The following is a 15,568-nucleotide window of genomic DNA, read 5'->3' on the forward strand; positions in this document are numbered from 1 at the left end:
CCTAATGCTTAAAATGATCACTAGCTCACTGCCAATACTGTAATATCTATTGTTCAAAAAATAAACCACAAAATCCTTCGATTTCATGGTTTATCAAATATAAAGATAATGCTAAACGAATACTCTAACATTACCTTCCCCAAAGTTAATTATAGAGTATTTTCAAAAAAAAGACACTCTTGTAGTGTCTTTTTTTTATTATTTAAAAAATTACACCTACTAACATCTTATTGTTGAGACTATTCATTTATTTCAATATGATACTTTTTCATCTCGTATATGCAATAGACAATGATAGCTAAACTCCAGCTGACACCATAATAATCATGTGTGTAGAAGTCATATCCCGCCTTAATACCTTTCTCTATTACAACAAATGTAAATCCTAAAGCCACCCATCTGTTAATTTTCATCTTAATAAACGTTAAAGAGATAATTATTAAAAATAAAATATTTGTAAGATGATTTATCATTAGCTCATATTTTTGAATGTATACTGCCATCATACAAGCAACGATATTAGTCGCAATGCCAAAGGCAATCATCGCCCCCCAAACCCTGTCCGAAAGTCCCATTCCTGAGTCAGTCCCTTCCTAAACAAAAATCCTTTTATTTAATTCGTTCCTTCACCCTATTCAAGGTATGCTAAATTATCCTTGTCTGATGAATATCTATTTATCTTTTCATATAGAGCAAACAAAATCTTCACTCATAATTTTTTCTTTATTAGGAAAACTATGTATAAGCCGTTTGAACTAGCGGCTTCACTCTTCTGGTAATGGGGTAGCAATTTATTGAATTGACTAACTCATTCAACCCACTAGCACCGGCAGGCAACAAAATAGTTGTCTGCCATTTTCATGTATACTTTTTCTAACTTTATTACAAACCAAGCGTGTGTTGTACTAATTTCAAAAAGGACAGAATGTCATTTTTGAAATTGTAAAAAATAAGGTCCTGTCTACTTTTGGTATAGGACTTTTTCTTTTCACATATACTATTTTTGAACCTGTTTACCAATACGTGTCCTATTGGTATCTTGAATTCCTCCTAAAAAGGGCTGCAGATACAAATGCATGCCCTTTTATTTACATTGCTACTCTATATTCGATAAAATAATTAAAAACTCAAATATAATATTACATATTTTTCTATTTAGAATTATATTAAGATTTACTTCATAGTCGAATTATGGTTTCGTGTATAATTCAGCAATATGTAAACTGTTTACCTAAAGAAAAGGCACCCAAAAGTGCCTTTTCTTCTTTTAATCTAAAAAACATTTTTCCTTTTCAGTAAGATCCAATTATCCCTCTAATCTAAACCTCATATTTAATCACGGTACTCAAGAGTTTCCATCTATTTCAATATGCCTTATAGTTTAATTTCAAATCAAATTTCCAGCAATATATTTGCTTTCTTACAGATTGCTGTCTTTTTCTTAATTCTGTCAAAATCCTCATGTAGCTATACAAAGAATATATGCTATTATGATTTTGAGAAACTATGCGTTCCCTTAACCCTGTATTTGACCCTGTATTCATTACAGGGTCTTTGTTTATTTTATTTACTTTTAGTTAATACACACCCAATTTCAGTTAAAATTGTTTAAATGTTAATTAATTTTTAAAATAATATATCTATAAGCTCTTTTAGTAAATAAAATATAATATTAGACATATATAACCAACTTGTGGCCATTATTAGTTTTCTAAATATGCACTTCATTAACACTATACAAATAGTGCTAACTATCTTAATTGAATATTAGTAATAGTAAGTATAAACATTATCAATTTACTATATATTACATTTATGTAAAAATAGATGTATGTTAAGCTTATTCAAAATCTTTCCCCTAATAAAGATTTGAAGTAGCATTTCATGATTCTCCTTACTGTTAATATGCCTTGAAAAAGAACCCTATAGGGTTCTTTTTCTTTTCATTATAACCTCAGTAAGTGCTTATTTAACATGCAAAAAGGCCCGCTAATTATTTGCAGCCCTTTTACACGTTAATATACACTTGTATTACATACTTAACAATTTATTGTATTAGGTATTTATACAAACTAAACATGCTATTATCATTTAGATATATAACACTTCAAAGTTTAGAAGTATACAATAACAAATCTTTCCCAGCTTCCAGCTACATAACTAGTAGCTGTTAATTCTCTACCACCATTTGCTGATATATATCTACCATTACTTAGTGCTTGTAATACATATATCCTATTGTCTCCACCATTATATAAGATAAACTTTTCCCATGCACCAATTGATGTACGATCTGCTACTACTCTACCATTTGGCTCAAACGAAACATACTTCCCATTACTTTTAGCTTTTAAAGCGTACGTATATAATTCCCCAGTCGAAATTAATTCAAATTTCTCCCATTCATTAACTGCATTACGATTTGCTATTATATTTCCCGAAGGCTCAGCCGAAACATATTGTAAATTTGCTGCCTGTATAGCAACTGTCCAACTTCCATTAAATAAATTCACGCCTTTTAGTGAACCTGCTTTTGATAGATTGGCTGCCGATACATCATTCGATGGTGTAATCATCACTATCATTAAAACCATCGACAACACCATTAAAACTAACCTTTTTGAGATTGTATTACCACTTGCACGTGTTATGAACCTTTTCATTCCCATTCCTCCCTTAATATACATAGAACTCATATATATCATACCAAATATGTAAAATCTTGTAACACTTGAGAGGATTTATCAACAAATACCTTACTATTCTGTTTCTTTTTTCTCAAATCTATAGCAATTAAACATGTATCAATTCTCAAGCACATTTTTTAAATTATTTTCCCCCTGATAAAAAAACGTAGAATTTTTTGGAAACGAAAGTATATACAAAAGAGAGAGTATTTTCATTTCACCTTTCTTTAAATAAAAGCCAAATAGCCGTTCATAATGAACGACTATTTGCATCCAACTAATACTTAGAATGTTTTTCATGTTAATCTATTTTGTTTAATCCCGTTGAAGTAACTTGATAGGTTCTTTTTTTGCCCATATATTCTTGTTTATTATTCTCAAGATTAATAAGTGTAGCGCGTGTTTTTTCCTTTACTGCTTCCCCTTCTATATGGGTAAACTCAATGTAATCTCCCACTTTTACGGGCACGGTTTGGCTTTCAGCAGTTTGTTGTCTATTCCCTACTATTTCCTTATTGTACACAACACCACCATTTGAATTCTTTACTGTAATACTTGCATACGTATTATTAAAGTAAGAATGTGGTACGCCTGCTTCTAAATTCACCTGCATTTTCTCTGTTGTCCTATTATAATCTACTTTTGCGATTTCTCTATCACTATATCCTTTTAAAGACCACCCAAAATGATTTCCATCTAAAACCGTTGTTTCTGGCATTTTTTCTACTTTCTTCAAGCCTTCTTTTGTAACTTCGTACATGCCTTTTTTTCCAAAACTTTCTTGTTTACTGTTACCTACATTTATTAAAGTAGCTCTATGCACACCTTCTAGATGTGTCAGCTCAACATAATCCCCTATTTTAACTGGAACTTTTTGCGATTCAGCATTTTGTTGTTTGTTCCCATAAATATCTTTATTGTATACTACTTTTCCTGATGCATTTTGTACTTTAATACTCGCATATGTTTCATTAAAATAATGATGTGGTACGCCTGCTTTTAAATCAATTTGCATCTCTTCTGTCGACTTATTAAAATTGACTTTTGCAAACTCGAAATCACTAATTCCTTTTAGTGACCATGCAAACTGGTTTCCTTCTAAAATATCATTTTCATTAGGCATATCTGGTTTAATTGGATTAGAATCCGTACTCTTCCAAATCTCTGCTGTTAAAATTGGATATCCTAATGCAGCTACTTTTTGAATAGTATCGTTATTTGGACGTAATCCCCACTTCTCAAAGAAAGGAATCAAATTTTGTTTGGCTACTTTTGATGCTGAAATCATAAATAATTGTTTTTTATTTTCATCAGTTTGTGGAAGTTCACTTGAAGGCATGTCTCTATACAATTGATGCAATTTAGGATAGAAATCCTCTCCATATGCTAGCTGTAGTTGCCAAAGCATAACAAGCTTAACAAAAACATCACTAACTTCGTCATAATTTTTATTAGGTTGTTCTAAGTATTGAAATGCCTTAGTATAAGCACCCTCTTGTTGCAATCTAAAAGGTTGATTAGATGTAAATGCTTTTTCTACAGAAAGGCTGTATATATTATTTTGTACTTCTGTCATATTATAAAATTTCCAAGGTGATTGCTGTCTCAAATGCCCTGCCTCATGCCATGGACCCCAACCATCTTTTATAAATTTATTAATATCTAATACATATTGAATTGCATCTCCTACATATGCAGTTCGATAAGAAGTCGCATACATATAATAATCGGGAGAATGATTTTCTTCTACGTAATGAACATAATGTTTATCTACTTGTTCTTCAGATAATCCAGCTACTTTGTCTTGAATTCGAGTAGCTTCATCCATCTTTTTTAAGAGTTGTACAGGATCTGTATTAGAACCCAACAAATATTTCTTAATACGTGCAGGACTGGCCGTAATTAATACACGTTCTCCTTTTAACTCCACTGCATGTGCATTTGGATATTGGTCCAGCATGTTAATTAAATCTTGTTTCGTATGCTTTCCTAGTTCAAAGAAAGGCGTAGTCGTTCCGCCTGTTGTAATTGTTGTTCGAATGGTACCACCTTGTTGTTTATTATAAAAATAAATCATCCCCCCATTTGGAGATTGGATTGTGTTTATACCTGGTTTTAATGTAAATGATTTTATCTTAGAATCTTCTCTCCAAGAAGCATCATATGAATACGTTCCAATATATACCTGAATATCTTGATTACCTTCTACATTAATCGTTATTTGTTCATTTGGTTTTGCATATAAACCAGTTGGTTCATATGGACTAAATGCCATACTTTTTCTTTCCTGTTGTTTTATTAGCTCAACATCCCCTTTTCCTGGGACTGTAAATGTTCTATTTTCTGATTTAACTGATTTTTCACTTTGCAGTGATGTCGATAAATTTTTTTGCTGCTCCTTTTGCTCCGCAAAGACATCTGATGAAGAAATCATTCCAGTCGCAAGCATAGTTACTGTAGCAGTAGCTGCAAGTATTTTTCTAGTTTTATATTTTGAATTATTCCCCATATTATCTCCTTCATTTTTCCTTAGTACTCTTAAGGATTTTTTGTTTTCTTCTTCATGTTTTTACAATCTAAACTATTCATACTATTTAAGTTGTATCTATTACTCTATATTTTTTCATAAACATCTCCTTTTCTTTATTTATTATTGTATATAAATGTTATTTGATGACACATTAAATAACAACTTTACGATAAACTCATCGATAACAGCTTATTATGTTTTGATTCTGTATTCTAAACTTCCATCCGATTGGAGAAATATATCCAATTGGAGAAATCAGTAAATAATTTTCAACATTTAAGGGTTGGAATCTCACAAAAAATTCATAAAAATTTTTCAGTTTAAAGGTCAATTCAATTGCAACTATATTTGTTTAAACTTCCACCTTTTTTGAAAAAAAGCATCTAATTCTACTTGAATTAGATGCTTACATTTAGTCCTTAGGAAAAATATTCTAAACTATTTATGTGGTTGTAAATCTTTTTTTATTACTTCCCAGAGTGAATTATCTTGAGGCACCGGTTTACCCTCTTCATCCCATTTTATTTTTCCTGTTCCCAATTCATAATTCATCCCTGTCCATGTGTCTTCACGGAATGCATAGAATGATTTATGCCAACCTTTTTGGTTGAAGATAGAAATAAGATCTTGCATGTATTGGGTAGCTCCCGGAACAGTACGGTTAATTCCAAACTCCTCTGCAATAATTCGATTAGATGATACATGATTTTTCTTAGACCATTGTTGGATTGGCTTCAAAAATTTCTCTAATCCCTGCTTATTCCACATTACAGGTTTCTCTAAGTCTCCTACTTTTACTAATCCTGGATATTGATATTCTTTATTTTTCTTTTCACCTTGACTCGTTAATTCATATGGTTCATACATATGAAATGCGTAAAGCGTTTTTTTATCCTTTACTGGTTTTAAATATTTAAAAGCCCATGGAGTAGCATATAAACCTGAATCTAAAATAATTGGTGTTTCTTGGTCTACTTCACGAATGGAATTGATTACTTTTTGATACAATCTGTTTAAATCCGCTGTCGTTCCCTTCACTTTTGCATACCATTTCTCGTAATCTTCTGTCCAAAAATCATTATATCTATTATTTTTAGCTGTTTCTGGATGTGGTTCATTTATAATATTATAACCCACCACCGCAGGATAATCTTTTAATTCCAGAGCAAGGTCCTTCCAAAATTGACTTGCTTGTTCTTGATACCTCTCTTCTTCCCATATTCTGTCGTCATTCTTGTTATTATTAAATTGGCGCCATCGATCACCAGGTAAAGATAACATTGTAAGAACAACTTTCATTCCTTGTGATTGTGCGGCATCTAAATCCGCCTTTAATTTTTCTAAATCCTCCTTTACTAATCCCTGATAGTTATCTGCATTACCTATCAGAAAATCCTTTCCAGAAGTATCTGGTTTATCCTCAAATAGAAAATCTTTATCTTTTGCCCATTTATCAGGTGCTAAACGTACATATTCAATATTAGCTTCTTTTGCACTTTTATAGTTTTCAGGTAATGACGTACTATTCATGAAATTAGTACCCTTTCTTTTCGAATCCCAAAAACTAATTTTCGAATCGCCCTTGTGGTATGTATCAGCTCTTACATTCATTTCCTGTACTCCAAAACTCATCATGCCTAATAACGCAACAATTGGCAAAATTTTTTTCACAACTTTTCCTTCTTTCTCTTTATATTTAACACACATAACATACCTTTGTTTTGTTACAGGAATATGGCAAATTTCCATAAAAGCCTTTTTAGTTTATAAGATCGCAGCGTATTCATAAAAATGAATGAGATAATTAGAACATTGCTTCATTTTCAAAGAAACAAAAAAGGAATCCTTTACGGATTCCTTTTTGCAATTCACTCTTTTTCAAATGGTACATTTTGCACCTACTTTTAGTATACCTTATAATTCCCATAAAATAAATAAGATTAACTGAAATTCACTTCAAATTGTGATAGAAAACATAATTAAGAAGCGCAGATAACTAAATATTATCCCTTTTATTAAATAAAAAAGATTAAATAATTCCCCCTCCAAACTAGGACCCCTTTACACTTTTTACAAATATTGCTATAATTAGATAAACCAAAGCATTACCCCATTAACAAAGGGACTCCATAATTGGAGTCCCTTTGTTAATTAGCTATTAAAAATGATAGCATGTGATTATTGTATAATTTCTTCCTTTTTTAGATCTGCATATTCTTCTACGAAATCCCATAAACCTTGCTTTTCGAAGTAAGAAATACTTTTTTCACTTCTTCTAAGAGTTTAATTGCTTCATCTTCATTAAGAGAACGTAAAATATTGAAATGATATACATACTCTTCATTTCCTAATTCCATACAAACTGCTAATCCTTTTTCAAATTGCTTTAAGAATATACAAGCTGGCTCTAATTCTTTTTCACAAGAAGCAACTTTCACCTCATATCCCATTAACCCAAAATACAAGGAATATAGATACTTATTTTACTTTCAAAGGCTGAAACCTTGCTGCATAACTCCTGAAAATAAAGTGAAAAGAGGTTCCAATCCATATGGATAGAACCTCTTTTCACTTTATTTCATACATATACTGATTTTTCATTTATTCATTTTGTATTGTACTAAAAAAAACAATAAATTCATCATCATTTACAGGTTTACTGTAGTAATAGCCCTGAATTAGATAACATGCATTACGTTGTAACACTGTTAATTGTTCTTTCGTTTCTACCCCTTCTGCTATGACTTTCATGTTTAAAGTATGAGCAAGTGAAATAATGGTCTGTATAATTTCACCTCCATCAGTAGAAGTTCCAATCCTATTAACAAATTCTCTTGGAATTTTCAAAGTATCAATTGGATAAAGAGGTAAATACGCTAATGAAGAATAACCTGTACCAAAATCATCAATTGATAAATGTACACCAAATGATTTTAATGCTTTTAACTTTGATAAAGTTTCTTTTTCATCTACCATGGCGATTCGCTCTGTTAATTCCAAATTAATCGAATTAGCAGGTACTCCTATCTCTTCTATGGTATATATAATGGTTTGAACAAAATCTTTCTGTTCAAACTCTATAGCTGATAAATTTATCCCCATCTTTAGATTTGAAAAGCCCGCAGAATGCCATTCTTTCAGTTGTCGACACGCTTTCTGTAACGTCCACTTTCCAATTGAAATAATCTGCGCCGTTTCTTCTGCGATAGGTATAAACTCAAACGGAGAAATCAGCCCAAGTTCTGGATGTTGCCAACGTATTAAAGCCTCTGCACCAATAACCTTACCTTCCTTACTGTCAATTTGTGGTTGATACAATAAAAACAACTCATTATTTTCAATTGCATTTGGTAAATCCTGTTCTAATCGTAATCGACGGGTTACTTTTTGAGATAATGTCTCGTCATACATACAAACAGCATTGTTACCTTTTTCCTTTGCGCTATACATAGCGATATCAGCGTGTTGTAAAAGTGTAGTAGTATTTATTCCTCCAAATGGATACACTGCTATTCCTATACTAAGAGATAAGTAAAAACTATGCTGATTTACTACGAATGGTTCTTCAGTTATAAGAAATAGAGTTTTACACAAATTCAATAGCTGTTGCTCTGTTTGGTTATGGACAATGATTGCAAACTCATCACCACCTATTCTTGCTAGAGGAATTGTCGGTGAAAGACATGTCCTAAAACGTTTGGCAACTTCTTTTAAAACCCTGTCACCAATGGAATGGCCCAGTGTATCATTAATAGTCTTAAAGCGGTTTAAATCAATATACAGGAGCCCAAATTTATCCTGTGTTTTTTGCACACGCTTAATGGATCTATCTAATTCTTGTTGGAAGAATATACGATTTCCAATCTCCGTCACCGTATCATGGAATGCAAGGTAGTTTATCTCATCCTGTTGTTGTTTCATCCTCGTTATGTCTTTTACCATTACATAACTCCCAAAAGTTTGACCTTCTATCATAATAGGAACTATAGTGACATACCAAAACAGCATGTCCTTCTCATTGTTATTTTTCACACGCAACTGTAGTGAAGATGAACTACATCGTCTCCCTTTCTTTATAGCCGCTTCCAATTCAGATTTATCTTCATCTAAAAAAATAGAGAAGCACTCTTTCCCTATTAATACAGCACTGTCTTTTCCTAATAACATACTTCCAGCCTGGTTTATATTTAATACGATACCAGTTGAATCAATCGTTAAAATAGGATCCGGATGATACTCATATAATGACTTAAATCTTTCTTGATTTTTTACCAAATCATTAGATTTGTTTATTAAATCCCTTGTTCTTTGAGATACTGTTTGTTCTAATTGATTATTAAACACTTTTAATGTTTCAGTTAAATCTTTGTTTTGCATTCGTACGATTGTATGACGAATCAGTACAAATACAAAAGCAATACAATTTCCCGTAATCAATGTAGCTGAAGACGTTTGCTCTTTCAAAGTAAAGCCAATTAAGACTGCAACTGCAAGATAAGGGAATATGCCAAGAAGTTTCTCTCCAAATGTCGGATTAATAATAAAATAATTTCTTTTAGAAGAAGCATCCTTTGGAATTGTAGCAGCAATAGCAATAAATAATAGGAAAACTCTATACAAACACCTTAAAAATATAACTGAACGCTCTGACAAATCACCTTGTAAGTAAAAATACAAATAGTCCGTAATAGCTAATCCAGTTAATACTAGGATAAAAATATACAATTTGCTTTTTGCATTGAAAATAGCAGGTCGAAAGATTAGTGTAACTCCAAGTAATAGAAGTAATAAATCTATAATCGGAAAAATAAATGAGAGAAAAACATCTCCAATTGATAAGAATAAGATATTTGCAGAAGGTTTATTAAATAAATACCACTCTAATGTAAAAATAGCAGTAACAACAATGCATAAATCACAAAGCAAATATGCTTTCTCCCATTTATTACATTCCATCATGATTTTATAAAAGAACGCAAAGAGAAAGAAGAATAAGAAAAGCAACAAAAATACATCAGAGATATTAAAATTTTTTATTGGTAATTCTACATTAAGTACTTGAAAAGCAGATATAAAATTCCCTATCAAGAAACAACCTATCGCAATAATAATGCACACCCAGAATACTCCTAACTTAATTTTTCTGGATAATATAGAATACAGTAGTGAGATAAATACAGTAGTTTCAACAACTAAAGATGATAGTCGGATATTAAAATCTGATACGAAATAAAGACTTGGAAAAACAAATATAAATATAAAGCAAAAGCTTATATAAGCTATTAAAGCCAATATCAATACATAAAATTGCACATATGCATGTTTACGCAATGGACTCACCTTCTTGAGTTTTTTCTATACTTTTATTAAAAAAATTTCTTGATAGTGGCACAACTCCTACTAAATTTAGATGTGTGTTACCTATTATCCATATTATGACCTTTTTAAAAGATTTCTTTCTACATACAACAGTCTTGCTAACTTTTTGTAGATGTTTACAATTATCAATACTGAGGATTCCAAAAAGGATAAGCTGAAAAATGTAGTTTTTTAAGTATTTGCGCATCGTAAATTTGGCGGGTACAACTTATCTACCCTTTAAATATGAGATAGAATCTAATCCTCTATTGGATTATAGTTAGTTGCTACCTGTCACACTTAAAAAGGAATGAAAATATACTATCATTAACATAGCAATTCGAATTAGTTTACGGAACATACTGTAACTATTATAGTTACAACAAAGGTTGATGTCAATTTCATATCCTCCCTTTTTAACGGACAAAAGACATGACCTATTGAACAAAAATTTGATGTTTATAAAAAGAGAGGTAAAATTTTATCTCCTTACTCAAAGAATTATAAATGATTTAGGATTAGATGAAATTGAAGCTAATATTGCATCTCCCTAAAAAGAATGTTACTCTAAAAATAGAATTATGAAAGGAATGATGGATGAATAATGATTAACTAATTTATATTTTAAGTTGAATTTTATAACTTCAAACTACAAAATATAGGGTTAGTCTATCCATTTTTAAAATTCAGTTCATACTTTATTTGTCATGATTCAAATGATTAATAAGTACTTATTAAGTATAGACGAAAGACTAATCCTTCCGATTACAAATTGGGGGATTTTTTTATTCCCGTTTAGCTTAGTTGAAACTTACTAATTGTTAAATGTACTTCACAAATAAAGGAGCGAGAAAAATGAGTACTTCAGACACTATTGTTACACATGTAATGCTCTATATAAGTCGTTAATATCCATCAAACTTATATAGAGGAATTAAAAAATGGATGGATGTTCCGACTTTATATGAAACGTTTCGATATATAAAGGAGGAATTATTATGTCAATGATAAAGGTCCAAGACTTAACTTTTTCATACCCAGGTAGCTTTGATAATATTTTTGAAAGTGTAAACTTCCAAATAGATACGGATTGGAAGCTAGGATTTATTGGTAGAAACGGACGAGGTAAAACGACATTCTTTAATTTATTGTTAGGGAATTATGAGTATAGCGGGAAAATCCTTGCTTCGGTAGAATTCAATTACTTCCCCTACTCTGTTTCAGATAGGAACAAATTCACTCATGAAATCCTTGAAGAAATTTGTCCCCAAGCCGCAGATTGGGAATTTCTACGTGAGATATCCTATTTAAATGTTGATGCTGAGGTCATGTACAGACCATTTAAAACATTATCAAATGGGGAACAAACAAAGGTGTTGCTTGCTGCACTGTTTTTAAATGCGGGTCAATTCCTATTAATTGATGAACCAACAAATCACTTAGATACAGATGCACGAAAGATAGTCTCTAATTATCTAAGGAAGAAAAAAGGATTTATTTTAATTTCACATGACAGAATCTTTTTAGATGGGTGCGTTGACCATATCCTATCTATTAATAGAGCAAATATTGAAATTCAAAGTGGTAACTATTCTTCTTGGAAGTTAAATTTTGATAGACAGCAAGAGCACGAGAAGGCTACAAATGAGCGTCTACAAAAAGACATAGGGAGATTAAAACAGTCTTCCAAACGATCAGCAAGTTGGTCTCATGACGTGGAAGCTTCAAAAAATGGAACGAGGAATTCAGGCTCTAAGTTGGATAAGGGGTTTGTAGGACATAAAGCAGCCAAGATGATGAAAAGAGCAAAAAACCTTGAATCAAGGCAACAAAAAGCTATTGAGGAAAAGTCAAAATTACTAAAAAATGTGGAAAAAACTGAGTCATTAAAATTGGAACAATTGCAATTTAAATCAAATGAATTGGTTACTTTGGTTGACGTGTCCGTTAAGTACAATGACCAAATTGTGAATGAGCCGATTAGCTTCATAGTTGAACAAGGTGACCGAATTGTACTTGATGGAACGAATGGGAGCGGAAAAAGTAGTATCCTAAAACTACTTCTAGGACATCCGATACAGCATACAGGCTTAGTTACTTTAGGTACAGGACTCATCATTTCCTATGTCCAACAAGATACTTCTCATTTGAAGGGGGCGCTATCAGACTTCATTGAAGAGCACAAGATTGATGAAACCTTATTTAAATCCATCCTAAGTAAGATGGACTTTGATCGAATTCAATTCGAGAAAGATATATCTCATTATTCTGGTGGACAAAAGAAAAAACTGCTTATCGCTAAAAGTTTATGTGAAAAAGCCCATATATATATATGGGACGAACCACTAAATTTTATAGATATCTATTCCCGTATGCAGATTGAAGAACTTATTCAACAATTTAATCCCACAATGGTTATTGTTGAGCATGATAAAGCATTTCAACAAACAGTTGCAACAAAAACTATATCTATGTAGCTCAAAACGAATACTTGAAAATATAATCATTAACTTGAGTCCTTGAACTATAAAAACCTTAATGACGTGTTGAAAAAAGCCTAATTTCTCTACAATACATTGAGAAATTAGGCTTTAAATAGTAATAACAGAATTCATAAATACTGAATAATTTACACGTTAGGTTTATCTGTTAATGCAGTAACAATCCTGTCCACTAAGTCTTCTGGCATCCATTCATGATTTGTATCGTTCGTTTCATTTGGCCCTAAAGAATCAATAAACTTTTTAAACTTTGGAAATAAAACAATAGAAGTGATCCAATGTATCGTATGATTTATGGAGAAGAAATGAAAAACTCCTTGCTTTTCACCCTCCTGTAATATTTCTTTTAACTGTTCAAAATTACCTATGAAATACGGTTTAATCTTTTCTAATCGTGCACTTTCCTTAATAATCTCCTCATATGCCAATGATCCAATTTCAGGGTTCTCTTTTATATGTTTAGTAAAAACCGTTAAATATTCTCTAAGGGCATCGATAGGTTTAAATTGATTCTTCTCAAGAAAATTGGGTAGCTCATTAGCAAGACCATATTTCTTAAACACCTCATAATATAGGTTTTCTTTCCCATTAAAATAGTAAGAGGCCATAGCAACATTCACTTTCGCTTCTTTTGCGATTTCTTGTATGCTCGTACCTTCGTAGCCACGCTCTCCAAATTTTTTCTTAGCAGCCTTTAAGATATTTTCCATCGTCTGCTCTCGAGATTTCCCCATTTCACACACCTCAAATAGTATATATTTCACTTCAAAAACCCAATAAGGACTTTGAATAGAGTATCTTTTTAATGAAATTTAATTATATATTTAAAGTGGTAACTTAACAACCGATGAAGTTCTGATTACTTTAAACAATATCCCCTTGCGTAGCATCAATAGTTTTCAAATACTTTACGCTCTTTTCTAATTGAGTAAAAGAATAGACAAAAAACATCTAATTTTATCTTAATTTCGTGTGCGAATAAAAACATAATAAGGACCAAAGTTTATCCATTTTATAGATAAACTTTGGTCCTTTCGTTACATTATACAGATTTAAAATAAAATGAAACTTTAATCAGCCCTCACCAATCAGGCTTTTAGGTGCAGCAGGGCCCCCACCTAACTTCTTTGCTTCCGCTGAATTTTGTGGTGAGGGGTCTTACTGCCCACAAATAGCGGGATAAACTAGTATACTCGTAGCTTGATGAGAGAATTATCCATCAATCGTCCATCATTTTCTGACTAGATCTGTTTAATCTCGATATAAGGTCCTTTAATGTTTAATTTGTTAATATCATTAGATATATTGCCTACAGTTGATTTTTCATTAAAAGTATAGACCTTTTCACCATTTACAAAGATACCCCAATTCTTATCTTCATAACTGATACCATAACCAGCATTGCTAGACGTAGCTTTGAGTTGATTTCCATTCATTGAAAGAGATAACTTCCCTTTTCCTTTGTTAAGTTTATCATTCACGCTGTTGATACTATTCATTTGTTCTTCAAGGAATTTTTGGTTATCAAGAGTAACTTGATGGTTTTTCCAGTCTAATTTATAGTGGTTCGTAAAGAATTCATTATATGTATCTTTATTATTTGTTCCCCACCATTTTGAACTTACCCACTCAATATTGTACTGATCTGAAATTCTACGATTTGTTATTTTTAAATCTGATGTAGTTTCTGTTTTATCAGCAGTAATAACCGCTACTACGTTTGGAGAAAAACCATATCCTGTTAAAGCTGGTACTGTATCTTTTGAAACAAAATTATTCGTCCCTTCATTATAACTACGTGATTTCATAAATAGTTGATTACCATAGAAAGTATTGAATGAATCACGATTATAAATTCCCCACTCTGGGAAATTAAATGATTGGAATCCTACTTTCCAATTTAATTTCTTATCTGTGTGAGTCTCTAATACCGTTTTATAATCTACTTGATCATAAGATACACTTTCTTTCCAAGCAAAGCTACCTGTGATACTTGCATCGGCATTTGGCCCTTTATCATTTACTCCTACTTTAACACTTCCACCAAGTGTATACCCTACCTCAGAAGTGACCTTTGCTGAAGTCATTGTATTAACTGGGGCAGCTTTATGGAACTGAGCACTATCACCACTTGTTATTTCTGCTTCAGTATGATAAGCTGATGGCCATTTTAAGCCTGCGTTATAGTATCCACTATTAACTGTATATTTAGCATCAATATTACTACCATCAGTGGTCACAATTGCAATCTTTTTATCTGCGTAAGGATCCTCAATAAAAGAAACCTTTATCGAATTTTTGATATTCTGCTTCATGTCATAAGTAGTTTTAAAACTATTATAGACCTTCCCACCATTTTGAAGATTTTCTACAGTTCCTTTAGAATCTGCAAATGCAGATGTTGCTTGTAAACTAAATGATCCAGACATAATAACGGACGCTACCGCAACACATTTAGCTATTTCTTTTGCTTTTTTCATACAGACAGCCAC

Annotated in this window: 9 protein-coding genes; 1 reads left to right on the forward strand and 8 read right to left on the reverse strand. The window is 31.7% G+C overall.

All coding sequences use genetic code 11. The features are described 5' to 3' along the window. Positions 1-239 precede the first annotated feature (239 nt). From BCG9842_RS17210 to BCG9842_RS17235, 6 genes are all read right to left on the reverse strand, one after another. Positions 240-575 carry a hypothetical protein gene (locus BCG9842_RS17210; RefSeq protein ID WP_000524430.1) on the reverse strand — a complete coding sequence of 112 codons (336 nt, stop codon included), beginning with the start codon at positions 573-575 and terminating at the stop codon, positions 240-242. Positions 576-2,114: 1,539 nt separating this feature from the next. After that, positions 2,115-2,663, reverse strand: a complete 549-nt coding sequence (locus tag BCG9842_RS17215) for a fascin domain-containing protein (protein WP_000819434.1) — start codon at positions 2,661-2,663, stop codon at positions 2,115-2,117. Between the two features lie 325 nt (positions 2,664-2,988). Further along, complete coding sequence (locus tag BCG9842_RS17220; protein ID WP_000527921.1) at positions 2,989-5,196, reverse strand: M60 family metallopeptidase; 2,208 nt, start codon at positions 5,194-5,196, stop codon at positions 2,989-2,991. Between the two features lie 459 nt (positions 5,197-5,655). After that, complete coding sequence (locus tag BCG9842_RS17225; protein WP_025989072.1) at positions 5,656-6,924, reverse strand: glycoside hydrolase family 5 protein; 1,269 nt, start codon at positions 6,922-6,924, stop codon at positions 5,656-5,658. Positions 6,925-7,436: 512 nt separating this feature from the next. Beyond that, entirely contained in the window at positions 7,437-7,667 is a 231-nt protein-coding gene (locus BCG9842_RS17230) for a hypothetical protein (RefSeq protein WP_002162674.1), read from the reverse strand. A gap of 151 nt (positions 7,668-7,818) precedes the next feature. Next, a complete protein-coding gene (locus BCG9842_RS17235) occupies positions 7,819-10,548 on the reverse strand; it encodes a sensor domain-containing protein (protein WP_041488133.1) in 2,730 nt (909 codons plus the stop codon). A gap of 1,025 nt (positions 10,549-11,573) precedes the next feature. Here BCG9842_RS17235 and BCG9842_RS17245 point away from each other — a divergent pair. Further along, entirely contained in the window at positions 11,574-13,052 is a 1,479-nt protein-coding gene (locus tag BCG9842_RS17245) for an Lsa family ABC-F type ribosomal protection protein (protein WP_000061801.1), read from the forward strand. Between the two features lie 152 nt (positions 13,053-13,204). Here BCG9842_RS17245 and hlyIIR read toward each other — a convergent pair whose 3' ends face one another. After that, the gene (hlyIIR, locus tag BCG9842_RS17250) at positions 13,205-13,810 is read right to left on the reverse strand and encodes a hemolysin II regulator HlyIIR (RefSeq protein WP_000520485.1); all 606 of its coding nucleotides are present in this window, start codon (positions 13,808-13,810) and stop codon (positions 13,205-13,207) included. Between the two features lie 507 nt (positions 13,811-14,317). Further along, a complete protein-coding gene (gene hlyII / locus BCG9842_RS17255) occupies positions 14,318-15,556 on the reverse strand; it encodes a hemolysin II HlyII (RefSeq protein ID WP_000709372.1) in 1,239 nt (412 codons plus the stop codon). Between the last annotated feature and the right edge of the window lie 12 nt (positions 15,557-15,568).

The organism is Bacillus cereus G9842, assembly GCF_000021305.1.
In the GTDB taxonomy this organism is placed as follows: Bacteria; Bacillota; Bacilli; order Bacillales; family Bacillaceae_G; genus Bacillus_A; species Bacillus_A thuringiensis_S.